The organism is Arthrobacter sp. WCS2018Hpa-7 (assembly GCF_031843805.1).
Classification (GTDB): Bacteria; Actinomycetota; Actinomycetes; order Actinomycetales; family Micrococcaceae; genus Arthrobacter.
This window is the reverse complement of the sequence record NZ_JAVTJB010000025.1, coordinates 1-23,728: the sequence shown is the minus strand read 5'-3', so window position 1 is coordinate 23,728 and position 23,728 is coordinate 1. Positions and strand designations below refer to the sequence as shown.

General features: G+C 62.7%; 23 protein-coding genes, 1 pseudogene and 1 riboswitch. Of the genes and pseudogenes, 18 read left to right on the top strand and 6 right to left on the bottom strand.

From position 1 onward, the window contains the following. Positions 1-11 precede the first annotated feature (11 nt). The 8 genes from RQH14_RS20165 to RQH14_RS20130 all read left to right on the top strand — a co-directional run bounded on the left by RQH14_RS20165 (position 12) and on the right by RQH14_RS20130 (position 6,925). Positions 12-467, top strand: coding sequence for a MaoC family dehydratase (locus RQH14_RS20165; RefSeq protein ID WP_024819759.1), 456 nt, complete (start codon positions 12-14; stop codon positions 465-467). 38 nt (positions 468-505) lie between these two features. Next, positions 506-1,831 carry an MFS transporter gene (locus RQH14_RS20160; RefSeq protein ID WP_311214904.1) on the top strand — a complete coding sequence of 442 codons (1,326 nt, stop codon included), beginning with the start codon at positions 506-508 and terminating at the stop codon, positions 1,829-1,831. A 12-nt stretch (positions 1,832-1,843) separates the two neighbouring features. Next, positions 1,844-3,394: an o-succinylbenzoate--CoA ligase gene (gene menE, locus RQH14_RS20155; protein WP_311214903.1), complete on the top strand. Its 1,551-nt coding sequence runs from the start codon at positions 1,844-1,846 to the stop codon at positions 3,392-3,394. Between the two features lie 222 nt (positions 3,395-3,616). Continuing rightward, positions 3,617-4,096 carry a DUF805 domain-containing protein gene (locus RQH14_RS20150; protein WP_311214902.1) on the top strand — a complete coding sequence of 160 codons (480 nt, stop codon included), beginning with the start codon at positions 3,617-3,619 and terminating at the stop codon, positions 4,094-4,096. Positions 4,097-4,250: 154 nt separating this feature from the next. Further along, a complete protein-coding gene (lhgO, locus tag RQH14_RS20145) occupies positions 4,251-5,468 on the top strand; it encodes an L-2-hydroxyglutarate oxidase (protein WP_311214901.1) in 1,218 nt (405 codons plus the stop codon). Positions 5,469-5,531: 63 nt separating this feature from the next. After that, a complete protein-coding gene (locus RQH14_RS20140; protein WP_311214900.1) occupies positions 5,532-5,735 on the top strand; it encodes a hypothetical protein in 204 nt (67 codons plus the stop codon). A 126-nt stretch (positions 5,736-5,861) separates the two neighbouring features. After that, positions 5,862-6,164, top strand: a complete 303-nt coding sequence (locus RQH14_RS20135; protein ID WP_207596486.1) for a DUF4193 domain-containing protein — start codon at positions 5,862-5,864, stop codon at positions 6,162-6,164. Between the two features lie 215 nt (positions 6,165-6,379). After that, entirely contained in the window at positions 6,380-6,925 is a 546-nt protein-coding gene (locus RQH14_RS20130; protein WP_311214899.1) for a hypothetical protein, read from the top strand. A 114-nt stretch (positions 6,926-7,039) separates the two neighbouring features. On the opposite strand, the gene RQH14_RS20125 is transcribed toward RQH14_RS20130, so the two are convergent. After that, positions 7,040-8,578, bottom strand: a complete 1,539-nt coding sequence (locus RQH14_RS20125) for an APC family permease (RefSeq protein ID WP_311214898.1) — start codon at positions 8,576-8,578, stop codon at positions 7,040-7,042. 12 nt (positions 8,579-8,590) lie between these two features. Beyond that, positions 8,591-8,737 (bottom strand): annotated as a pseudogene (locus RQH14_RS20120) (agmatine deiminase family protein); the annotation flags it as partial. Positions 8,738-9,152: 415 nt separating this feature from the next. Here RQH14_RS20120 and RQH14_RS20115 point away from each other — a divergent pair. Continuing rightward, entirely contained in the window at positions 9,153-10,538 is a 1,386-nt protein-coding gene (locus RQH14_RS20115) for an HNH endonuclease (RefSeq protein ID WP_311214897.1), read from the top strand. A 216-nt stretch (positions 10,539-10,754) separates the two neighbouring features. Here the strand turns inward: RQH14_RS20115 and map are convergent, their stop codons facing one another. After that, the gene (gene map / locus RQH14_RS20110; protein ID WP_311214896.1) at positions 10,755-11,534 is read right to left on the bottom strand and encodes a type I methionyl aminopeptidase; all 780 of its coding nucleotides are present in this window, start codon (positions 11,532-11,534) and stop codon (positions 10,755-10,757) included. A gap of 68 nt (positions 11,535-11,602) precedes the next feature. Between map and RQH14_RS20105 the strand changes: the two genes are divergently transcribed. Next, positions 11,603-11,905, top strand: a complete 303-nt coding sequence (locus tag RQH14_RS20105; RefSeq protein ID WP_311214895.1) for a helix-turn-helix transcriptional regulator — start codon at positions 11,603-11,605, stop codon at positions 11,903-11,905. Positions 11,906-11,922: 17 nt separating this feature from the next. Here the strand turns inward: RQH14_RS20105 and RQH14_RS20100 are convergent, their stop codons facing one another. Beyond that, complete coding sequence (locus RQH14_RS20100; RefSeq protein WP_311214894.1) at positions 11,923-12,504, bottom strand: XRE family transcriptional regulator; 582 nt, start codon at positions 12,502-12,504, stop codon at positions 11,923-11,925. A 130-nt stretch (positions 12,505-12,634) separates the two neighbouring features. Here RQH14_RS20100 and RQH14_RS20095 point away from each other — a divergent pair, with 130 nt between their 5' ends. Continuing rightward, a complete protein-coding gene (locus RQH14_RS20095; protein WP_311214953.1) occupies positions 12,635-13,615 on the top strand; it encodes an NAD(P)/FAD-dependent oxidoreductase in 981 nt (326 codons plus the stop codon). A 112-nt stretch (positions 13,616-13,727) separates the two neighbouring features. Beyond that, positions 13,728-13,952, top strand: a complete 225-nt coding sequence (locus tag RQH14_RS20090) for a hypothetical protein (protein WP_311214893.1) — start codon at positions 13,728-13,730, stop codon at positions 13,950-13,952. A 104-nt stretch (positions 13,953-14,056) separates the two neighbouring features. On the opposite strand, the gene RQH14_RS20085 is transcribed toward RQH14_RS20090, so the two are convergent. After that, positions 14,057-15,280 (bottom strand): amidohydrolase, encoded by a 1,224-nt coding sequence (locus tag RQH14_RS20085; protein WP_311214892.1) that lies wholly within the window; start codon positions 15,278-15,280, stop codon positions 14,057-14,059. 91 nt (positions 15,281-15,371) lie between these two features. On the opposite strand from RQH14_RS20085, the gene RQH14_RS20080 reads away from it, so the two are divergent. Continuing rightward, positions 15,372-16,031 carry a cyclodeaminase/cyclohydrolase family protein gene (locus tag RQH14_RS20080; protein WP_311214891.1) on the top strand — a complete coding sequence of 220 codons (660 nt, stop codon included), beginning with the start codon at positions 15,372-15,374 and terminating at the stop codon, positions 16,029-16,031. A 68-nt stretch (positions 16,032-16,099) separates the two neighbouring features. Here the strand turns inward: RQH14_RS20080 and RQH14_RS20075 are convergent, their stop codons facing one another. Then, on the bottom strand, positions 16,100-17,650 hold the full coding sequence (locus tag RQH14_RS20075) for an MFS transporter (RefSeq protein ID WP_311214890.1): 1,551 nt from the start codon (positions 17,648-17,650) through the stop codon (positions 16,100-16,102). 72 nt (positions 17,651-17,722) lie between these two features. Here RQH14_RS20075 and RQH14_RS20070 point away from each other — a divergent pair, with 72 nt between their 5' ends. The 5 genes from RQH14_RS20070 to RQH14_RS20050 all read left to right on the top strand — a co-directional run. Then, positions 17,723-18,262 carry a TetR/AcrR family transcriptional regulator gene (locus RQH14_RS20070; RefSeq protein ID WP_311214889.1) on the top strand — a complete coding sequence of 180 codons (540 nt, stop codon included), beginning with the start codon at positions 17,723-17,725 and terminating at the stop codon, positions 18,260-18,262. Between the two features lie 92 nt (positions 18,263-18,354). Then, positions 18,355-18,452, top strand: a riboswitch (glycine riboswitch). A gap of 179 nt (positions 18,453-18,631) precedes the next feature. Then, the gene (gene gcvP / locus RQH14_RS20065; RefSeq protein WP_311214888.1) at positions 18,632-21,478 is read left to right on the top strand and encodes an aminomethyl-transferring glycine dehydrogenase; all 2,847 of its coding nucleotides are present in this window, start codon (positions 18,632-18,634) and stop codon (positions 21,476-21,478) included. A gap of 10 nt (positions 21,479-21,488) precedes the next feature. Next, positions 21,489-22,622 (top strand): glycine cleavage system aminomethyltransferase GcvT, encoded by a 1,134-nt coding sequence (gcvT, locus tag RQH14_RS20060; RefSeq protein ID WP_311214887.1) that lies wholly within the window; start codon positions 21,489-21,491, stop codon positions 22,620-22,622. 35 nt (positions 22,623-22,657) lie between these two features. Beyond that, positions 22,658-23,044 carry a glycine cleavage system protein GcvH gene (gene gcvH, locus RQH14_RS20055; protein ID WP_311214886.1) on the top strand — a complete coding sequence of 129 codons (387 nt, stop codon included), beginning with the start codon at positions 22,658-22,660 and terminating at the stop codon, positions 23,042-23,044. A gap of 221 nt (positions 23,045-23,265) precedes the next feature. Beyond that, positions 23,266-23,728 (top strand): serine dehydratase beta chain (locus RQH14_RS20050; RefSeq protein ID WP_311214885.1); only part of this gene is annotated, 463 nt, incomplete at its 3' end.

Below are 23,728 nucleotides of genomic sequence, written 5' to 3'. Positions count from 1 at the left end.
AGGAGGCAAAGATGCCCAATCTCGTCGTCGATTTCGACACCCTGCTCACCATGTCCGGCAAGGACCTCGGCACCACCGACTACCGCGAAATCACCCAGCAGCAGATCAACTTGTTCGCCGACGCCACGGATGACCAGCAGTGGATCCACACCGACCCCGAACGCGCCAAGGACGGCCCCTTTGGAGCCCCTATCGCGCACGGCTTCCTCACCCTGTCCCTGATCATCCCGTTCTGGGGCGAACTGTTCGACGTCGAAGGCGTCACCACAAAGGTCAACTACGGCCTGGACAAAGTCCGCTTCACTTCCCCGGTGAAGGTCGGGTCCAAGGTCCGTATGAACGGCAGCATCGCCGAGGTCACCGAGGTCAAAGGCGGCGCCCAAATCAAGGTCAACGCCACCATCGAAATCGAAGGCCAGGAGCGCCCCGCCGTCGTGGCCGAATTCCTGGCCCGCTTCTACAAGTAAAGATCCAGTCCCCTTCCCTCCTCTCCCAAGGAACAGCCATGTCAGGACACACTGCGCTCGCACAGCCGAGCACGGCCGCCAAGCGCAAAGAAGCGCGCACGGTCATCATGTCCAGCTATCTGGGCAGCACCATCGAGTTCTACGACTTCCTGCTCTACGCAACAGCGGCAGCGGTCGCTTTCCCTAAAGTCTTCTTCGCGGGCACCGACGAATGGGTTGGCGTGGTTGCTGCCTATGCCACGTTCGCGGCGGGCTATGTTGCCCGTCCTTTGGGCGGCATCATTTTCGGCCACTTCGGGGACCGCGTAGGGCGAAAGGGCATGCTCATCGTGTCCATGGCGATGATGGGGATCGCCTCAACGTTGATCGGCCTGATTCCGGGAGCCAACGTCATTGGCCCGTGGGGAGCCGTGATTCTGGTAGTCCTGCGTGTCTGCCAGGGAATCGCCGTCGGCGGTGAATGGGGTGGGGCCGCGCTGATGGCCCTGGAACACTCCGATCCGAAACGGCGCGGATTTGCGGCGTCATTCGTGAACGCGGGCGCACCCACCGGGGCTGTCCTGGGCACTGTGGTCATGGGCATCTTCTCCGCCCTCCCGCAGGACGCGTTCCTGGCGTGGGGCTGGCGTGTGCCGTTCCTGCTGTCCTTCGTGCTGCTGATCGTGGGCATGTTCGTGAGGTTGCGGGTGTCCGAAAGCCCCATCTTCGCCGAGGCCGTGGCTAAGGAAAGTGCCCAAGGGGCCAAGCGCAAGATCCCGCTGCTGGAAGTTCTGAAGCGTCCTAAAGCACTGATCATGATCATGTTTGCCGGTGCCGCCGGCTTCGGACTGCAGGTTGTACTGCCCACGTTCTCCGTGACTTATGCAGTGTCCAAGGGCGCACCACAGCAGGGCGTGCTCTATGCCTTCGCGGGAGCCTCCGCCATCTCCATCCTGTTCGTGCTGCTGGGAGGCCGGTTGTCCGACCGCCTCGGCCGGCGCCCGGTGATGGTGACAGGCCTGGCGCTGTTCATCCTTTACTTGTTCCCCATGTTCGGGATGCTCAGCTCGGGCAACATCGCCTTGGTCTTCCTGGCCTTCACCGTGGCTCTCATCCTGCACTCGTCCCTCTACGGACCCCTCGCCGCGTTCGTGTCCGAGCAGTTCGGCACCACCAACCGCTACACCGGCGCGGCAGTCGGCTACCAGTTGGCCACCTTGATCGGTGCAGGCTTCACCCCAGGCATCGTCGCCGGCCTTTACAAGGACTCCGGCCAGAGCATCGTCCCCGTGGTGGTGTTCCTGTCCGTCATGTCGCTGGTGTCGATTGTCTTCATCCTGCTGACGCGGGAGTCTAAGAACAACGACCTTTCAACGGTCAGTTAGGAGTAGCGCACCATGGACAACAACGGAGTTGGATCCTGGCTGCACCGTCGCCGCCGCAAGTCCGGAACCGCAACGGCCCTCATTTCCGGTGATCAAATGCTGAGCTACGACGCGCTCGCCGATCGCACCGACCGCCTGGCCAACGCCCTGAGGGACAGGGGAGTGACCAAGGGGGACCGCGTGGCCTACCTCGGTGAGAACCATGCGTCTTTCGTGGAAACGTTCTTCGCCTGCGGGCTGCTGGGCGCGATCTTCGTGCCGTTGAACACCCGCTTGGCGGCTCCGGAGCTGCAATTTCAACTGCAGGACTCCGGCGCGCGGCTCCTGATCAACGCCGGGGCCCTGGACGTCGTGGCCTCCGCGTCCGTGACGGACACAGTGGTAACCCACCGTCTTGTAGTGGCGCCCGACGACGGCACTGACGGTTCCGCTCATACGCTGCCGTCCGGCGTCGAGCACTATGGCGAGGTGCTTGACGCTGCAACCGCGGCGCCGCTCGATGAGACCGTGACGCTGGACGACGCCGCCATGATCCTCTACACGTCCGGCACCACCGGCAAACCCAAAGGCGCGCTGCTAACGCACGGCAATATCACCTGGAACTGCATCAACACGGTGGTGGATATGGACCTGAACCGCAACGATGTTGCGCTCATGATCTCGCCGCTGTTCCACGTGGCGTCCCTGGATATGGGTCTGCTTCCCATGCTCCTCAAGGGAGCCACGGTGGTGCTTGAAGCGAAGTTCGACGCTGGTCGGGTCCTGGAACTGGTGGGCAAGCACAAAGTCACCACACTCAACGGCGTGCCCACCACCTTCCAAATGCTCTGTGACCATCCCGGATGGTCGACGGCGGATCTCACCTCCCTGGACAAGCTCACCTGCGGTGGTTCGGCGGTACCGAACCGGGTCCTCGAGGCCTATGAGCAGCGGGGGATCGGGTTTACCAGCTGCTATGGCATGACCGAAACCGCGCCTGGTGCAACGATGCTGCCGTTATCGCGGTCCAAGGAGAAGGCCGGATCTGCCGGGCTGCCGCACTTCTTCACAGACGTGCGGATCGCCGATCCGATGGGCGGCGTTGCTCCCATGGGCGAGGTAGGGGAAATCCAGATCTCCGGACCAAATGTCATCAAGGAGTATTGGAACCGCCCGGAAGCCACAGTAGACAGCTACGCGGATTCCTCATGGTTCCGCTCCGGCGACATGGGCTATCAGGACGGGGAAGGATTCCTGTTCGTGTCCGACAGGATCAAGGACATGATCATCTCGGGCGGCGAGAACATCTACCCGGCCGAGGTGGAGGCTGCCATCGCGGAGCTGCCCGCTGTAGGGAGCGTGGCGGTGATTGGTGTTGCCGACGACACCTGGGGTGAAGTGCCCCGCGCCATCGTCACCTTGCGGGACGGAAGTTCCCTGACCGAGGAGCAACTGCGCTCGCATCTCGACGGCCGATTGGCGCGGTACAAGATCCCCAAGTCAGTGGTGTTCGTCGAGGAAATGCCCCGCACTGCCAGCGGCAAGATCCGAAAGACGGACCTGCGGAAGCACTACGCCCTGTGATGCCGCCGGCCAGGCTCAGTGGAAATCGATGTCTTTACTGTGGGGTGATGCCGCATCTGAGAGGCAGCTACCGGCGGACACATTCCGTTACCAAGCTAAATCCGGGTTAATTTCCTCCATCGAACTGCCTAATTCGGCTCCGGGGCATTACGATAGGCACGACTCATCACCTGAGTACGAACGCATCGTAACGACTCACACCTAACCCCGGGGGATATACCAATGAGCACTTACCCGCAACAACCGCAGCAGACCCAGCCCTACGCCGCACAGGCCGGCGAACCGCCGCTGTGGGCTCCTTACTACGGCGCTCCGATCGGTGCCGCCGTCAAGCGTTTCTTCAAGAAGTACACCGCGTTCAGCGGCCGCGCCAGCCGCAGTGAATACTGGTGGGTGGCACTGGTTCTGGGTGTTGTGGGCTTCGTCCTGCAGATCCTCACCGGCATTCTCGGCGCAGCCGGGGCTACCGCAACCAGCAGCGGAACCGTTCCTGGTCCGGGTGCTGTAGTGGGCCTGATCCTGATCTTCGTCTTCTACCTGGCAGTTCTCATTCCATCCCTGTCCCTGCTGGTTCGCCGTCTCCACGACGCCAACCTCAGTGGCTGGCTGGCATTGCTCGTTATTGTGCCGATCGTCGTCTTGGTGCTCTCGCTTCTGCCGTCCAACCCGGCCGGCCAGCGTTTTGACCAGCCGACTGCATAGTCAGCCAAGCACTATGTAATTTGCTCCAACGAAAAGGGCGGCATCTCGTGAGCCGCCCTTTTTCGTACCCTCTTTGTCCCCCTTCACCGTTCCGCCACAGCGGTCATGACATGCTGTGACTGACGCGGACCGAGCCCAAAGGACGAGGAGTGCCATGCCCAACCCTCCACGCAAGAGAACCATCAGGCATTGCGCCGTGGTGGGCGGTGGGATCATCGGTGTTGCGGTGGCCAGGGAGCTCGCCACCACACTCGACGGCGTCCAGGTCACCATTTACGAGAAGGAAAACCGGCTGGCGGCACACCAGACCGGCCACAACTCGGGCGTGGTCCATGCAGGCCTCTACTACGAGCCCGGCGGGCTGAAGGCAAGGCTGTGCCGCAGGGGCGTGGAGTTGCTGCAGGAATTCTGTGCCACGAAGAACCTTCCCTATGAGGCCTGCGGTAAATTGGTGATCGCCCAAACACCGGAGGAATCCACCCGTTTGGACACCATCTTCGCCCGGGCCACAGCCAACGGTGTCCCCGGAGTGCGGATGCTGAGCGGCGGGCAGATACGCGAGGTGGAGCCGAACGCCGTCGGACTTTCTGCCTTGCACTCGCCGGAAACGGCGATCGTCGACTACACGGCGATCACCGAGGCGCTGGCCGATGACGTTCGAGCCATGGGCGGGACCATCCGGCTGGGGCAGGAAGTTGTGGCGCTGGAGCAGCAGCCCAGTGGGGTAGTGGTGACCACCAAAGACGGCGGGGAGCACTATGACCTGGTGGTGGCGTGCGCGGGGCTCCAGTCTGATCGTCTGGCTGAGGCGACCGGCGAGCCGGCGACCCCGAAAATCGTCCCGTTCTTCGGCCAGTACTACTTGGTGGGCCCGGAAGCCCGCCACCAGGTGAAGGGCTTGATCTATCCCGTGCCGGACCCCAAACACCCGTTCCTCGGTGTCCACCTCACCAAGCGGATCGACGGCGAAATGATGCTTGGCCCCAATGCGTTCATCGCCTTCGGTCGCGAATCCTATGCCTGGAACGAGGTGAAGATGCGCGATGTTGCCAACTACGCGCTCTTTCCGGGTTTCTGGAATTTTGCCCGGCAGAATGTGCCGTCGGCGGTCCGGGAATTCCAGACCGTGGTGAGCCGGAAGAAATTCATCCGCGAGGCGATGCGCTTTGTCCCGTCCTTGGGAGGCGCCAGCATCCTGCCTGGCACCCGTGGCGTTCGCGCACAGGCCATGAACAGTGATGGCTCGCTGGTGGACGACTTTGTGATTGCACGACGCCGGGACACGGTTTTGGTACGCAACGCGCCATCGCCGGGGGCGACGTCGTCGATGGCCATCGCGGAGTACATCGTGGAGCAAGCGCTGCAGGACTGACAGTTAACACGCCGGTGACGCAGCCGAAACCGCCTCCACATCAGGGCTGGATACGGTTGCCGCATGATCGCTTCACTGGCCTCGCTGGCAACCCGAATCGGCACCACCCTGGGGGCCTGGATCGAGGCCGCCTACGTCCTGGACTGCACTGAAATAGAGGCCGGGGAAGAGCACCGTCTGGCGTGGCTGCCCGCGCTGAGCGGCGTGACGGTAGCCGGCGCCCAGGCCATCCAATCGCACACTGCCAGGGTGCATCCAGAACCATAGAGAACGCGCGAAAAGCTGCTGAATGTTGCGTTGGGCACACTATTCGTTGAACGCGGGTACTATGCCCTAAACTGCTTCACTGAGGTGCCGGAATAGGCACTATGCAGCAACGAAAGCGAACCCTCAATGGCTACTGATTACGACGCCCCGCGCAAGACCGAAGAAGACTCTCCGGCTGAATCTCTTGAGGCTCTTCAGGCATCCCGTGGCAACGCTGCACAGACTGCAGTCATCGATGTCGAAGAAAACGATACTGCCGAAGGAATCGACCTTCCCGGTGCTGATCTTTCCGGTGAAGAACTGACCGTCATCGTTGTCCCGGAGCAGTCGGATGAATTCACCTGTGGCTCCTGTTTCCTGGTCCGCCACCGGTCCCAGATTGCGCTCGAAAAGAACGGCCTCAAGTTCTGCAAGGACTGCGAAGGATAGATAACGCCCGGGTCTCGTTATCTTCGATCACGAACATGGGTGCGAAGACTCTGAAAACTGCCTGCGTCGGCCGTAAATGCGGTCTTTGGCGACCCTCCCGTGATCACCTTGTTGCCCCTTTAACGGTTATGCGCCGAAGCGGCCACGACCGGCCCAGAGCGGCTTCTGCCCTCCTACTGTTGAAGTATCAACTTCGCCTGAAGGGGGCACAAAAAATGAGGAAAATTGGAGCGGGTCTGGCGGCGGTCATGGTTGCCGCCGGGCTCGGTCTTGCGGCGCCGGGGCCAGCCTCGGCAGCAACCTACTGCGGAATTTCCTGGGGTTCGTTGGCCAAGGCCGACCCCGATATGAGTTCCGCAAACGTCACCAACGTCCGCACCGGCCAACAGCCGTGTTTCGACCGCCTGGTGATCGATATGACGGGCAAAGTGGCCGGCTATTCCGTGCGTTATGTGCCGGTAGTCATCCAGGATGCCACCGGCTACCCCATCCCGGTGATCGGTGACGCGGACCTGCAAGTGGTGGTGACGGCGCCGTCGTATAACCAGTACAGCGAGCCCACCTACCTTCCCGCAGCCAAAGCGGAGCTCTCCAACGTCTCCGGCTACCAGACCTTCCGCCAAGTGGTTTATGCCGGGAGCTTTGAGGGCACCACGAGCATTGGGTTGGGTGTGCGTGCCCGGCTTCCGTTCAGGGTCTTCACCTTGGACGGGCCCGACGGCGGCTCCCGTCTGGTAGTGGACGTCGCCCATCGCTGGTGATTGAAGCCGCAGGGTCGCCAAGAACATACGAAAGCGGCCAGTTCGCCGGAACTTTCCGGGTGAACTGGCCGCTTTTCAGCGTTTTCGATAATCGCTAGCTATCCCGAGGGAGGCCTATTCAGGCACCACCAAAGCCGGGGTATCCTTCCGGAGGGTCTCGCCGCGGAAGAACCCGGGCCGGACGCGGGACATGATCAACATGACCACGGCGCCCAATACCAGGATGCCGATGCCGAGGACGAATACCAGTCCCACTCCGAAGATCTCCGAGCCACTGCCAAACTCCGGGGCCCAGCTGTCCACTGCAGTCTGCAGGAACACCACGAACAGGCCTACGCCACCGAACAACGGGCATACGAGCCGCAGGAAGAAGTTCCGGCCACTGGCGAACACGCTGTTCCGGAAGTACCAGACGCAGGCGATGGCCGTGAGCCCGTAGTAGAAGCAGATCATCAAGCCCAAGGCCAGGATGGTGTCGTTCAGGACGTTCTCGCTGATCACGTGCATCACCGCGTAGAAGCCCGCGGACAGGACGCCGGCCGCAATGGTGGCGAAACCCGGCGTCGAGAACTTCTTGCTCATGTGGCTGAAGCGTTCCGGCAGGGCGCCGTAGTGCGCCATGGCCAGCAAGCTTCGTGACGGCGACGTGAAGGTGGACTGAAGGGAGGCCGCGGAGCTGGAGAGCACGGCGAGGGACATGAGGATTGCGAACGGGCCCATCACCGGTGATGCGAGTGCGGTGAAGACGTTGGCGTGGTTTTCCTCGTTGTTCAAGCCGATTCCTGTGTCACCCACCCCTGCAAACATCATGGTGGCGATGGTGACCACCAGGTAGATGCCCAGGACGATGACGGCTGTGAGTGTGCCGGCAAGTCCGGCGGTCTTCTTGCCGTTGGCGGTTTCCTCGTTCACGGTCAGGCAGACATCCCAGCCCCAGTAGACGAAGATCGACAACGAGATGCCGGCCGCGATCTGGCCGAAGGTTTCGATCTTGGTGACGTCGAACCAGTCCCAGCTGAAGGGAACAGCGGTCTCGGACGTGGACCAGTTGGCGAATGCCATGACCACGAAAAGCCCCAGGACCAGCAGTTGGAAGCCCACCAATCCATACTGCACAATCTTGGTGGTGTGCAGGCCGCGGTAGCTGATCCAGACCGCCAACGCCACAAAGACGAAGCACGTGGCGACGTTCAGTAGCTTGTTGGAGGCGAGGTCGGCGAGCTCTGGTGATCCCGTTGCCTGCGCCAGGAAAAGGTAGAAGAAGTCGACCGCGACGCCAGCCAGGTTGGACAGGACGATGATGTTGGCGGCGAGCAGGCCCCAGCCGCCCATCCAACCCACCCACGGGCCGAACGCTTTGGTGACCCACGTAAACGTGGTGCCGCTGTCCGGGGAATCTGCGTTGAGTTCCCTGTAGGCGAGCGACACCAGGATCATCGGGATGAAGCCGATCAGGAAGATCACCGGCAGTTGCAGCCCGACTTCGTTGACCGTGGGGCCAAGGGCACCCGTCAGCGTGTATGCCGGGGCGATGGTTGAAATGCCAAGAACGACGACGGCGAGGAGCCCCAACTGCCCCGTCTTCAGTCCCTTGCCGCTGATGTCGTGCGACGTAGCAGCGTCACTGCCGCTGCGGTGGATTGTCTGGCTCATGTGAGGCCCTTTCTAGATGGCCGAAGGCTGTTGCTGTGTCATGCGGTGGATGCCGCCGCCGCGTGCGAAGAGGTCGCGTGCGTCAACACCGACCACGCGTCGGCCCGGGTAGGCATCGGCGAGGGCGCGGAGGGCTTTCCCGTCCATGGGGTTGTTGAGGCTGCAGGGGACTTCGATGATGACGGGGGTACGTGTGGAGGGCTCGATGCGCGTCCGGGAACGGGGGACTTCGAGGCGGGTGGTTTCAATCATGGCGGCATGTACTCCGGTGAGATGACAATCACTAAATGAATAGCGTTCATTTAGTATGACGGGAGTCACTCCCAAAGCGCAAGGTGCGAACCGGAGGACTTTCATTCATGACTGGTGTCTGGTCCCGGGGAGGCGTGTTCCCGCCGTTGTTCGATTCCTTCGCCCTACTGCGCCCGGCATGGCGTATTAGCGCAGGAGTTCTGCTCGAGAAAATTGGCCTTGACCGGCAAAACAGCGCGCCGGTGTCTGGTCCCGGGGGTGGCTCGGTCACTGGGTTGGGCGGAGGGTCTAAAATGTCTGTGCCCCCTGCGAGAGTTGGGACATGAAGCAGATCCGGGAATGGCAGGCGAAGACGGCGTTGTCTGCTGTGCCTCGTCCTGCTTTGTCTCAAGGGGTGGATCAGGCCGGCACTATCAGTGGTGATTTGATTGGTCAGTTGCGGGTGTTGGAGGAGATGAAGTCGGCCATCTCTGGTTTGCAGGCGCAGATTGCTGTGGCGTTTGATTTGGCGCAGCGGGCTGAGCAGGCCGAGGCTGGGGTGCCTGCGGCGGAGCGTGGCAAGGGTGTGGGGGCGCAGGTGGCGTTGGCGCGGCGGGAATCACCGAATCGGGGATCGAGGTTGTTGGGCTTGGCCAAGGCCCTAGTGACGGAGATGCCGCGCACCCTGGCGGCGTTGAACAAGGGCCAGCTCAACGAGTGGCGCGCGACGCTGCTGGTGAAGGAAACAGCGTGTTTGGCTGTGGAGGACCGGGCCGCGGTGGATGCCGAACTCGCCCCGGATGCCGGGACTTTCGACGGTTTCGGTGACCGGGCCCTGGTCGCTGCCGTGAAAGCGGCCGCGTACCGGCGTGATCCGCGCTCGGTGGCGCAGCGGGCCAGCCACGCCGCCACGGAACGGACCGTGAGTCTGCGCCCGGCGCCGGACACCATGACGTATCTGACCGCGCTGCTGCCGGTCGCCCAAGGCGTCGCGGCCTATGCGGCGTTGACCCGTGCTGCTGATGCTGCCCGTTCCAGTGGGGATTCCCGGGGCCGTGGCCAGGTCATGGCCGACACCCTGGCTGAACGCCTCACCGGCACACCCGGCGGGGTTGCCGGGGTTGAACTCCAACTCGTCATGACGGACCGGACGCAATGGGCCGGCCAAGATCGGGCAGGTCCGTGGGCCAGGCAGCAGGAAACGGGCCGGGCAGGGAACCGTAGCGAACAGCGGCCTGACGTTGATCAGTCGTTCACCCTCCGTAACTTCGCCGAACCGGATCCGAAGAACAATGGGCCGGTGCCGGAGGATGATCAGGACTTCACGGTCTGGGTCCGGCGGCTCTACACCGCACCCGGGAGCGGGGAACTTTTGGCCATGGACGCCAAAGCCCGGCTCTTCCCGCACCGACACCGGCGATTCATCCAAGCCCGGGACCATACCTGCCGGACGCCGTACTGCGACGCGCCCATCCGGCACATCGACCACATCGTGCCCTGGCACTTAGGCGGAACCACGACTCTGGACAATGGCGCAGGACTCTGCGAAGCGTGCAACCACACCAAAGAAAACCCCGGCTGGACCGCCACACCCCTGCCCGCGGAAACCCTGCCCGCAACAACTCACACCCTGAACATCAGCACACCCACCGGACACACCTACCAATCCAAAGCCCCACCACTACCCGGACACAGCTCAACCAGAACGTCAGGCGGGACTGTCCGATAAACGGTGCGTGGGCTCCGCCGTTTTCATTGGTTGATGGTTCTTTCGAACCGACCGGCGAGCATTATTGCGGAACAACCAACGTTGCCGCGGCATTGGCCCTTAAGCAGCATTGGCCCTCAATACGCGATGCCGGGTGTCCGGATGAGAGCAGGCAAATCACCTCACCCCAGTGCGCGGCGGGCTGATGCGAAGTTCCCGCTGCCGGGCCGCCTTCGTCTAGAGAGTCAGCGTCGGCAGAGTGAGGATCTCGGCTTCACCGTCGGTGATGGCGATGGTGTGCTCGCTGTGCGCTGTGCGGCATCCGGTCACACTTCGGAGCGTCCAGCCGTCGGCGTCTGTGACCAATTGTGCGGTGTCTGCCATCACCCAGGGTTCCAAAGCGAGCAGCAAGCCGGGACGGAGTTTGTATCCGCGGCCGGGCCGTCCCATGTTGGGAACGTGGGGATCCTGATGCATGGTTGACCCGATGCCGTGGCCACCGAACTCGGTGTTGACGGGGTATCCGGCATCACTGAGGACCGAACCGATGGCATAGGAGATGTCTCCGATGCGGGCGCCTGGCCGGGCAGCCGCAATCCCGGCTCGCAGGGCGCGTTCGGTGGCGTCAATCATCGCAACGCTTTCCGACGGCTTGGATTCACCCACAATGAAGCTGATCGCTGAGTCGGCGGCGATTCCATCCTTGGTGACGGCGAGATCGAGTGTCAGCAAATCGCCGTCGGCCAGTGCGTAGTTCCGGGGCAGTCCGTGGAGGACGGCGTCGTTGACGCCCGTGCAGATGTAGTGGCCGAACGGTCCGCGGCCAAAGGACGGCGCGTAGTCGACGTAACAGGAGACGGCCCCGGCTTCGAGGATCATGGACTTGGCCCAACGGTCGATGTCCAGCAGGTTGGTGCCAACCGTGGCGCGGTTCTTCAGCGTATGCAGGATGTTGGCGACCAGTGTGCCTGCCTCTTTTGCCCGGTCCAGTTCGGTGGGGCTCAGGATCTCAATCATGGAGCACCTTTCTCATGTATGACCAATAACTATCCCGGCCATATTATCCCGGTATTACAATTGGTTCCATGGTCAGGTTGCCGCTAACACCCGCAGAGGCCGAGCGTGGACAGCGTCTCGGTGCGCTCTTGCGTCGCGCCCGGGGTGAACGCCCGATGCTCGAGATCGCCCTTGATGCCCGGGTCTCCCCGGAAACGCTCCGGAAGATCGAGTCGGGCAGGGTGGCTACTCCGGCATTCCCCACGGTGGCCGCGATTGCTGACGTCCTTGGCTTGTCCCTTGATGAGGTGTGGGCGGAGATCAACCGCCCTGAGCTGGGTATCGAGCCGACAGCTTCCCGCCGAAATGCTCGGGAATGGCTTGCCTCCTAGTCCCGGGGGCGCCCTGCTTATCGCTTGGGTCGCGCCCGCACGTGAAGGCGTTCGCCTTGCTGGCCGAACAGGGTAAGGAGCTCCACGGGCTCTGACGTGGCGCTGGCAAACCAGTGCGGAGTTCTGGTATCGAATTCCGCCACCTCGCCTGGTTTGAGAATGAAATCGTTCTCGCCCAAAACCAGGCGCAGCTTCCCATTGAGGATGTACATCCAGTCATAGCCTTCGTGCGACTGAGGTGTGGGAATCTCTTTGCCCGTGCCACTCTTCAGGACCATTTTGAACGCCTGGATTCCGCCGGGGCGTCGAGTCAGGGGAAGCGCGGTTCCCCACTCGTGAACGTGCGGCTTGAGGTGAATGCGCGGATCACCGGTTTGCGGGGCATCAATCAATTCTTCGAGGGGGACTTGATGCAGCCTCGCTATGGGGAGGAGAAGCTCAAGTGTTGGCTTGCGTTGGCCCGATTCCAGCCTGGAAAGCGTGCTGACGGAAATGCCCGTCCCTTCCGAAGCTTCCGCGAGGGTCACGTTGCGCTGTGTCCGCATGGCACGCAGGCGAGGGCCTACGGCGTCGAGCATGGTGCTGAAATCGGTAGTCATGACTCACAGTTTGCCATATTGGCAAACTTCCTTGCTGAATAGATCAGCCGAGGCCAACCATGGAAGGAGCGGCGAAGGGCCGCTGGATACGCCTGGAGGCACAGTGAGCGAAGAAGTAACAGAGCGTGAGATGGCTGGAGAGTACGACGTCGTAGTGGTGGGAGGTGGCGCGGCTGGGTTAAGTGCCGCCGTGACCCTGGGCAGGGCCTTGCGGTCCGTCCTCGTCATCGACGCCGGCGAGCCCCGGAACGCGCCCGCCGCCGGGGTTCACGGCTTCCTCTCCCGGGACGGAATCGACCCGAGGGAATTGCTGGAACTGGGGCGGACCGAAGCCCGGCACTACGGGGCGAACGTCGTGGAGGGCGTAGCCGTTGCGGCACGTTCGACGGCGGACCTCACCACAGGAGCGAAACCCGCCTTTGAGGTGGAGTTGGCGGACGGCCGGACCGTAGGTGCCCGCCGCTTGCTGGTCACCACAGGTTTAACGGATGTCCTCCCGGACGTTGAGGGCATCCGGGAACGGTGGGGCCGCGATGTCCTGCACTGTCCCTACTGCCATGGCTGGGAGGTCCGGAACAAGGCGATTGGAATTCTGGGTTCAGGGCCGATGGCTTTGCACCAAACACTGCTGTTCCGTCAATGGAGCCCCAACATCACGCTTTTCCTCAATGACGTTGTGGAGCCGACGGAAGAAGAATGGGAACAACTTGCTGCCCGATCCATCACCGTGGTGGACGGCAAGGTCCAAGCACTGGAAGTCACTGACGACGCGTTGAGCGGAGTTGTCCTGGCTGCGGGCAAAGTGATCCCCTTGGAAGCTGTGGTGACCGGACCGCGCTTGGAGGCCCGGTCCACTATGCTCGAGTCTTTGGGAGTCCCATCGGTTGAGCACCCCATGGGCGTAGGAAGCCACGTGGAAGTGAACCCCATGGGCGGCGCCACCTCGGTGCCAGGTGTCTGGGCTGCGGGAAACGTCGCGGATCTCATGGGGCAAGTCATGGCGTCCGCAGCGTCAGGAGTCATGGCGGGCGCTGCCATTAATGCCGATCTCATGATGGAGGAGACTCATTCGGCTGTGCGGGAAGCGCACCAGGCAGCTCTCTCCCACTAGGCCGGATGCAGCCACGCCGCACAGTGATCCAGTCGATCACAAAGCACAAAACCATCGACGTGCGGGCCCGGTCAGAGGACGATTAAGGAACAGCCGTTTAAGGAGGTTGCGTATGTGCTACGCGTACTACGACGACTTCGAGCGGCGCACGAAGAAGGACTCCGCGCGCAAGCCCGAGACGCACACGTCAGATGCAAAGCCTGACGCAGAGAAGGGAGGGGTCCCGGCGGAGAGCCGTCAACGGACGGAAGGAACGTTGTGGACTTTCCTGGCCCGCCGTCGCAGGGAATCCGAGGTTTCCGAACCGACGATGAACCGCATCCGCGAGAAAGTCTAGGCATTCACTGGCACGGTCAAGGAAGCTGGACCTGCTCGAACAAATAAGTGAAGGCGCTGCGCTCGCAGCGCCTTCACTTTGCCGGCAGGGCGGCCGGCTAAACCCTAGGACGTAGTGGCGAGGAACTCCCGGGCAGCTGTCACCAGGGCTTCCGTTCCTCGTGTCAGCGTTGGTTGGATAACCGGCGCAAAGTATGGCGAGTGATTCGACGGAATGTCCTCGGGAAGGCGACCTGTTGAGGCGAACTCCTTGAACAAGGAAGGCTCGGCGCCACCCAGGAACCAGAACACCAGCGGAGCATCGGCAGCCTTGGCCAAAACGCCTACGTCCTCGCTTCCGGACACCGGTCCGGGGTCGATAATCTGAGCTTCGCCAAACTTTGCCTTGAACGCTGCTGACACCTTCCCGGTGGCAGCTTCGTCGTTGACTGTCAGCGGGAACCGTTCTTCGTAGTGAACTTCCGCTTCTTTGGGAGCACCTGAAGCTGTGGCTTCCGCCTTGGCAATGCGTTCAATGGAACCGAGGATTTTGTCCCTGGTGGCATCACTGAAGGTGCGGACGCTGAGGCCCAGGGTTGCCGTTTCCGGGATGATGTTGTTCTTGGTCCCTGAGTGAATCTGCCCAACGGTTACCACCGCGGAGTCACTGGCTGCGAGTTCACGCGAGACGATGCCCTGCAACCTGACAGTGGTTGCAGCAGCCATCAATACCGGATCAATAGTGGTCTCCGGACGCGATCCGTGGCCCCCTCGTCCATGCAAAGTGATGTTGAGGGAATCAGCGGACGCCATGGTGACGCCGGGACGCATGCCGAACCATCCTGCGGGGAAAGGGGCCACGTGTTGACCGAGGACGACGTCGGGTTTCGGCACCACGTCATACAACCCATCGGCAACCATGGTTTCTGCCCCGCCGCCCCATTCTTCTGCCGGCTGGAAGAGGGCTATCAGGGTTCCTTGCCATTCATCACGCTGCGCGGCCAGGACCTCCACCGCGCCAACAAGGCAGCTCACGTGCACGTCATGGCCGCAAGCGTGCATGACCGGCATGTCCTTTCCCTCATGATCAACACCCACAGCCGTGCTCGCATAGTCCAACCCCGTTGCTTCCTTGACCGGCAACGCATCCATGTCTGCCCTGAGCATCACCACAGGTCCGGGTCCGTTATCCAGAACACCAACAACCCCGGTCTTTCCGATGTTGCGGTGAACCGTGAACCCGAGGTCTTCGAGATAACCCGCGGCGATCCCGGCGGTTCGGGTCTCCTGGAAGGACAGTTCGGGATGGGAGTGCAGGTCCTTGTAGAGCTTTTCGAGGTCAATGGTCATGAGTCTGCCCTTTTTCGTTCGACGCCTAGGTCTGGCCAGTGTATCCAGCCCAAAGCTGCAAAGGCTGGGAAGCCCCGGCACACTGGATGGCATGAAAGATTCAGAACCAGTCACCACCCAGCAATCCACCGTGGAGGAGTGGACCAAGGCCTTGGCGGAATCCACCGGTTCGCCGGGCGGCGGTGCCGGGACCGGCGTCATGCTCTCCATCGCGGCCTCGCTGACGTCCATGGTGGCCGGATACACCGATGCGGAAGACGCCCAGCGTGAACAGCTCGGTGGCATTAACTCCCGGGCCCATGCGCTCCGCCAAACTGCGCTTCAATTGGCCGACGACGACGCGTCCGCCTCCAACGCTTTCGGCGCCGCCTTCCGCCTCGACGCCGGTCCGGAACGTGACGCCGCGATTCATCAGGCCTCCGTCGATGCTGCCAAGGCTTCAGCCGTCCTGGGGGAGCGCGCCATCAACGCCATCGAAGACCTCGGCTGGCTCGCTTCGAACGGGAATCCGGCGCTGATCGCCGATGTCGTTGTGGGCTTTGGAGCCCTCCGCGCAGCCATAGCTGGAGCCCGAACCAACGTGAGCTTCGACCTTGCGTCCCTGACCTCCGCCGGCGCCACGCTCCAGGAAGTCAGGGAACAGCATCCAGAGCTTTGGAATACGGTGACCCGGCTCAGCGACGCCCTCGACAGAATCGACGAACTGACCGCCGGAGTCGACGAAAAAGCGGCGCCGACCGAAGTTTTGTGAGGCCCGGTTTGCGTGCTAAATCCCGGCAGAATCACGCAAAGCGGGCCCCGCAACGGCACAGCGTTTACCTACTGCGCCTTCGGCACACGCCGGAGCACGACGGCGGCGAGCACTGCCGCGCCGGCCATCAGTACCAGCCCAATCGCCGCAGTGATGTGGACACCGGATTCGAAAGCTGTCCGGGCGGCGACTGTCAGCGCTTCCGACAACGGGGCCGGGAGTGCAGCTGCCGCATCAACAGCACCGGCGAGGGTTTCCCCGGACTTCCCAGCGGCTTGCGAGGAGACGCCGTCCGGAATGATGAGGTTGTGCTGGTAGGAAGCCGTGAGGATCGAGCCGAGCACGGCCGTTCCCAGGAGCGAACCCAGTTCATAGCCGGTCTCGGAAATGGCCGAGGCCGCGCCGGACTTGTCGGCAGGTACTGAGGCAAGGATGAGGTCGTTGGAGATGGTCTCGGCAGCACCAACGCCAACGGCGAGAACGGTCAGCGCCGACAGTAGGAATACGGGTCCGCTGCCGTGGTCGCCCACCACCACAATCAAGTAACCGACAGCGCTGAGCGTCAGGCCTGCAGCGACGACGAAACCGGGCCGGACACGCTTGACCAGCGGCACCACAAGCAGGCCCGCGATGACCGTTGCCAGGAGGGCAGGAATCATGGCGATGCCTGCTTCCATGGGCGACTGTCCCTCAACCAGCTGCAGGTGCTGGGCGAAGAAGTAAATGAAGCCAGTCATGGAGAACAAGGACAGCACGTTGGCCACGATTGCGGTGCTGAACACCTTGTTCTTGAACAAAGCAACGTCCAGCATGGGGTTCTCGATCCGCTGCTGGCGGCGAACGAACAGGATGCCCATCACCATGCCGAAGCCCATGAAAGCTGCAGCCGATGCTCCGAAGCCGTGAACTGCGAATTCCTTGATGCCGTAGACAAACGGTGCCATGGTGACCACGGACAGGACAATGCTGGGCACATCAACCCGGCCAGGATTGGCGTCCTTGGATTCGGGAATCAGGACCCGGCCAAAGGCGAGGAGCGGCAGGAGCAGGAAAGCTGCCACCAGGAAGACGGCACCCCACCAGAAGTGTTCCACCAGCCAGCCGCCGAAGATCGGGCCGAGCGCCGCGCCACCGGAGAAGCCGGCAGCCCAGACGGCGATCGCAAGCCGCCGGCGGTTGGGATCGGTGAAGATGTTCCGGATCAGGGACAGTGTCGAGGGCATCAGCATGGCGCCGAAGACACCAAGGCCCGCGCGTCCGGCAATCAGCCATTCAGCGGTCGGTGCGAATGCTGTAGCAGCCGAAACCGCTGCGAAGCCCGTGCTGCCGATCAGCAGCAGCCGCCGTCGTCCGATTCTGTCACCGAGGTTGCCCATGGAGACGAGCAGTGCGGCAAGGACCAGCGGATAGGCGTCAACAATCCAGAGCAGTTGAACGCCGCCCACGTCCAGGGAGCGGGCGATCTCGGGCAGGGCAAAGGTGAGCGCGGTGTTGTCGACGGCCACCAGCAGCACCGGGAACATCAGGAGTGCCAGTGCCGTCCAATCGCGCCACGGTGCTGCCTGGCCCACATCGGGACGAGCGGAACGGGGTGCTGGGGTTGAGGACGGCGAGTACATGTCACTTACTGTACCGTCCAGACGGTACAGTTTCAAATACAACCCGGCGAGCCTTTAGGGAATGATGGACACATGCCACGAAAACCAGTTGCCCGGGACGCCGTCCTGGATGCTTTCGAAGCCCTCCTCATCGAGGTGGGGGAGCGAGCCGCCACGCTCGACGCCGTTGCCAAGCGCGCCGGCGTATCCAAGGGTGGGCTGCTCTACCACTTCCCTAATAAGGAAGCGCTGATCACGGCCCTCCTTGAACGCCTGGACCTGCTGGCCGACGAGGATACGGAACTGATGAAGGCGTCGCCCGAGGGTTCCGCTGCCTACTTCATCCGCTCCTCGCTCTGGGCGGACACGCCCATGGACCGGGCTTTTGTGGCCGTCACCAGGTTGGCTGAAGTGGCCCATGAGGAAACGCGTCGCAGGTTTGCCGCCATTCAACAGCGATGGCTGGACGTGCTCGCCGAAGACGTCGGCCCGGAGGTCGCCAAGGCTGTGAGCTATATGGGTGACGGCCTGTATTTCAATGCCATTTTTGAAGGTGGGCAGGAGGGCGGCAATGCCGGGCGGGAGGCCGACGTCGAAATCCTGCTCGGGGTCCTCGAACGGCTGCGGAAGTAGCGGGCCGTCCATTTGCGGCGGCGCCCGTGACGTAGGACAATTAACCCTTGTGGCCTGCCCTGATCGGGGCCATACATAACTGAAAATGCCTTTGATCTGCGGCGGGAGAGTCCTGCAAGCACGTGATGCAGGCGCCGTAGGAGCAAACCCTCCCCAGGAATCTCTCAGGCCCACGCACCGCCGCGGCGAGGCAACTCTGGAAAGCAGCAGGCACTCAGCCCACCTCAGGGCGAAAGAGTGCTGTGCTCACCGACGGTGCAAGCGAGGTTGTTCACGCAACGCGCGGAAACTCTCAGGTCCAATACAGAGCGGGGAGGAACCCAGCCGCTGTGGCGTACCCAAACGCTGCCCAAGTAATGGAGTTCCTTCGTGACGGTTAGTTCTGCCTCCACCACCTTCGTCGATCGGCATATTGGCGCGCGCCGCCAGGCCGACATCGAGACCATGCTCAAGTCCGTCGGTTACGACACCGTTGATTCGCTGGTCGACACCGCCGTCCCGAACGACATCCGCCAGGACGTTGCCCTCACCCTGCAGAACGCGCTGAGCGAAGTTGAGGTTCTGGCCGAGCTGCGCAAGCTCGCCTCCAAGAACAAGACCGCCGTCCAGATGATCGGCCAGGGCTACTACGACACCGTGACGCCGCCGGTGATCCGCCGCAACATTCTTGAGTCCCCTGCCTGGTACACCGCCTACACTCCGTACCAGCCGGAAATCTCCCAGGGCCGTCTTGAGGCTCTCCTGAACTTCCAGACCATGGTCCAGGACCTGGTTGGCCTGCCGATCGCCAACGCTTCCTTGCTTGACGAAGCAACGGCCGTTGCCGAAGCCGTCCTCATGATGCGCCGCGCCAACAAGAACAAGACTGTCCAGGACGGCAAGACTGTCCTCGACTCCGACTGCCTCCCGCAGACGATCGCCATTGTGAAGGGCCGCGCTGAGGCGCTCGGTTTCGAGGTCGAGGTTGCTGACCTCTCGCTGGGTCTCCCTGAAGGTGCCATCAACGGCGTCGTGCTCCAGCAGCCCGGTGTTTCCGGCCGCGTCTTCGATCACTCTGCCGTCATTGCGGAAGCCAAGGAGCGTGGCGCGCTGGTTACCGTCGCTGCCGATCTCCTCTCCCTCACGCTCATCACCCCTCCGGGCGAGCAGGGCGCGGACATCGCCGTTGGCTCCGCGCAGCGCCTGGGCGTTCCGCTGTTCTTCGGCGGCCCGCACGCCGCCTACATGGCGGTCCAGAAGGGCCTGGAGCGTTCCATGCCCGGCCGTCTGGTGGGCGTTTCCAAGGACGACGCCGGTGTCCCCGCCTACCGCTTGGCGCTGCAGACCCGCGAGCAGCACATCCGCCGCGAGAAGGCCACGTCCAACATCTGTACTGCCCAGGCGTTGCTGGCCATCGTGGCCTCGATGTACGCCGTTTACCATGGCCCCGAGGGCCTCAAGGCAATCGCTGAAACCGCGCACGGCCACGCCCGTACCCTCGCAGCGTCGCTGAAGGCCGCCGGCGTCGAGGTCCTGCACGGATCCTTCTTCGACACCATCACTGTCCGCGTTCCCGGCAAGGCTGCCGAGATCGTCGCCGCCGCAGAGGCCAAGGGCATCAACCTGCGCGGCGTAGACGCTGACACGGTGGGTATCTCGGTTGATGAGACCACTACGTCCGAGGTTGTGGCTGACGTCGCGGCGGTCTTTGGTGCTTCCGTTTCCGAAGACGCTGAAGGCTTCGCGCTTGAGGGCTCTGTGGAGCGCACCAGCGACTTCATGCAGCACCCGGTGTTCAGCACGCACCGCTCAGAAACCCAGCTTCTCCGCTACATCCGAAAGCTCTCAGACCGCGACCTCGCGCTGGACCGCACCATGATCCCGCTGGGTTCCTGCACCATGAAGCTCAACGCCACAGCTGAAATGGAAGCCATTTCCTGGCCGGAGTTTGCGTCCATCCACCCGTTCGCCCCGGATTCCCAGACCGAGGGCTGGCGCGAGCTCATCACCGACCTTGAGTCGCAGCTGACCGAGATCACCGGCTACGACCAAGTCTCCATTCAGCCCAACGCTGGTTCCCAGGGCGAGCTCGCCGGACTGCTGGCCATCCGCGGTTACCACCTGTCCCGCGGCGACGAGCAGCGCAACGTATGCCTCATTCCCGCCTCCGCCCACGGCACCAACGCAGCCTCGGCAGTGCTGGCCGGCATGAAGGTAGTGGTTGTGGCCACGGCGCCCGACGGCACCATCGACCACGTTGACCTCAAGAACAAGATCGAAGCCCACCGGGATGCCCTCTCGGCCATCATGATCACGTACCCCTCCACCCACGGTGTCTACGACGCTGACGTCCGCGAAGTCTGCGACGCCATCCACGAAGCCGGCGGCCAGGTCTACATCGACGGTGCCAACCTTAACGCGCTCGTTGGCCTTGCACAGCCGGGCAAGTTCGGCGGTGACGTTTCACACCTGAACCTGCACAAGACCTTCTGCATCCCGCACGGCGGTGGCGGACCGGGCGTTGGTCCGGTTGCTGCCAAGGCGCACCTCGCACCGTTCATGCCGGGCGATGCGGCCTCCTGGACCGAAGGCAACGACGTCCCGATCTCCGCATCCCGATTCGGTTCCGCCGGTGTCCTGCCGATTTCCTGGGCCTACGTGAAGCTCATGGGTGGCCAGGGACTGACGGAAGCAACGAAGTCGGCCCTGCTGGCTGCGAACTACATCGCATCCCGCCTCAACGACCACTTCCCGGTCCTCTACACCGGCGAAGGTGGACTCGTGGCCCACGAGTGCATCCTGGACCTCCGCGAACTGACGGCCAAGACCGGCGTCACCGCTGAAGATGTGGCCAAGCGCCTCATCGACTTCGGCTTCCACGCACCCACCCTGGCTTTCCCGGTGGCGGGAACTCTGATGGTGGAGCCCACCGAGTCCGAGGACCTGGCCGAGATCGACCGTTTCATCGACGCCATGATCACCATCCGCAAGGAAATCGACCAAGTTGCCCACGGTGATTTCTCCGTGCAGGATTCCCCGCTTCGCCGCGCGCCCCACACGGCCGCCGCCGTCGTAACTTCTGATTGGGACCGCGCGTACCCGCGCGAGCAGGCCGCCTTCCCGGTCCACCACCTCAAGCAGGACAAGTACTTCCCGCCCGTCGGCCGCATCGACGGCGCAGCCGGAGACCGTAACCTGGTCTGCTCCTGCCCGCCGATCGAAGACTTCGAAAATTAGGACTCCCGACATGACTGAGAACTACACCGCTCTTTACGAAGAGCACAAGAAGCTCGGCGCGTCCTTCACGGACTTCGGAGGCTGGCAGATGCCGCTCAAGTACTCCTCGGAGTTGGCTGAGCACCACGCCGTCCGCAAGTCCGCTGGCCTGTTCGACCTCTCCCACATGGGCGAAGTCTGGGTCACCGGCCCCGAGGCCGCAGCATTCCTCGACTACGCCCTGGCAGGCAAAATCTCCGCCATGGCCGTGGGCAAGGCCAAGTACTCGCTGATCTGCCAGGAAGACGGCGGCATCATCGATGACCTCATCACGTACCGTCGTGCTGACGAGAAGTTCCTGGTGGTTCCGAACGCCGGCAACGCAACTGTTGTCGCTTCTGCACTGCTGGAACGCGCCGCCGGGTTCGACGTCGTTGTTGACGACGCTTCGGCTGAGACCTCGCTGATTGCTGTTCAGGGGCCGCTGGCCGAAGCGATCCTCCTACGGCTGGTGCCCGCCGAGCAGCACGCACTGGTCACTGAACTCAAGTACTACGCGGCGGTTGAAGTCCCGTTCACGTTCGACGGCGGTACGCATGACCTGTTGCTGGCCCGCACCGGGTACACCGGCGAAGACGGCTTCGAGATCTTCGTGGCCAACGAGTCCGCAGCCGCACTCTGGCAGGCCATCGCCGACGCCGCTGAAGAAGGCGAACTCACCCCGGCCGGCCTCGCTTCCCGCGACTCCCTCCGCCTCGAAGCCGGCATGCCCCTCTACGGCAACGAGCTCTCCCGCGAAGGCAACCCCTTCGCAGCAGGCCTCGGTCCCGTGGTGGCACTGTCCAAGGAAGGCGACTTTGTGGGCAAGGACGCACTGGCTGCCTTGAAGGCAGACGGCGCCGGCTCCACCAGCGGACGCAAGCTCGTTGGCCTCAAGGGCCTGGGGCGCCGCGCCGGACGCGGACACTACCCGGTCCTCAAGGACGGCGCAGTGGTTGGTGAAGTCACCTCCGGTCAGCCCAGCCCCACGCTCGGCTACCCGGTAGCGTTGGCGTATGTCGACGTCGAGCACTCAGAGCTTGGTACCGCCTTGGACATTGACCTGCGCGGGAAGAGCGAGCCGTTCGAAGTTGTCGCACTGCCGTTCTACAAGCGCCAAAAGTAACTCCCGGTTTCATCACCACACGTAAAGGAAACAGAATGCCCAAAGTAGCGCCCGAACTTCAGTACTCCGACGAGCACGAGTGGGTTTCCCGCGGCGAAGGGAACTCGGTGTCCGTTGGTATCTCCGAGGTTGCCACCGACGCACTGGGTGACATTGTGTACGTTGACCTCCCCGAGGTTGGCTCCACGGTGACCGCAGGCGAGACCTGTGGCGAAGTTGAGTCCACCAAGTCCGTCTCGGACCTGTACTCGCCGGTCACTGGCGAGGTCACGGAGATCAACGACGCCGTTGTATCCGACCCCGCCCTGATCAACAACGACCCCTACGGTGCAGGCTGGCTCTTCAAGGTTGCCGCAGAGTCCGAGGGCCCGCTGCTCTCGGCCGAGGAATACGCCTCCAAGAATGGCGGAGACCTCTCCTAGGCTCTGTTCGGGCCCTATGTGCCGAACTCCCGCACGCACCGAGTAAGCGCCCACAAGGCGTAGCGTGGGATTGTAGAACTGAATAAAACTTGCGACGCCGGGTTGCCGCCTTTGGGGGCCATCCGGCGTCGTGCTTCGGTCGATCTCCGCCACAAGCGGGGGAGGCCATCCGGCAGGACCATCTGCCGGACCGTTTCAAACTGTATTAAGGAATCCCGACCATGGCTGTTGGTGTTTTCGATCTTTTTTCCGTGGGTATTGGTCCGTCGAGTTCTCATACTGTGGGGCCCATGCGGGCTGCCGCAGTGTTCGCCGGTGAGCTGAAGGACGCTGGTGTCCTGGGTTCGGTGGCTTCGTTGCGCGTGGATTTGTATGGGTCTTTGGCTGCGACGGGTCGTGGCCACGGGACCATGACTGCCACACTGTTGGGCTTGGAGGGGTACCACCCTGAGCTGATTCTGCCTGACGAGGTGGAGGCTCGGTTGGCCGCTATCGCGGAAACGGGTGTGCTGAACCTGGCCGGTGCGTCCGGTCAAGGTGTGGAGTTGCCGTATGCGGTGGAGGATATGGTGTTGCATCCGTTGACGGTGTTGCCGCGGCACACGAATGGGATGAAGTTTGCTGTCTCCGATGCTGAGGGGAACATCGTGCGGGAGGCGACGTTCTTTTCGGTTGGTGGCGGGT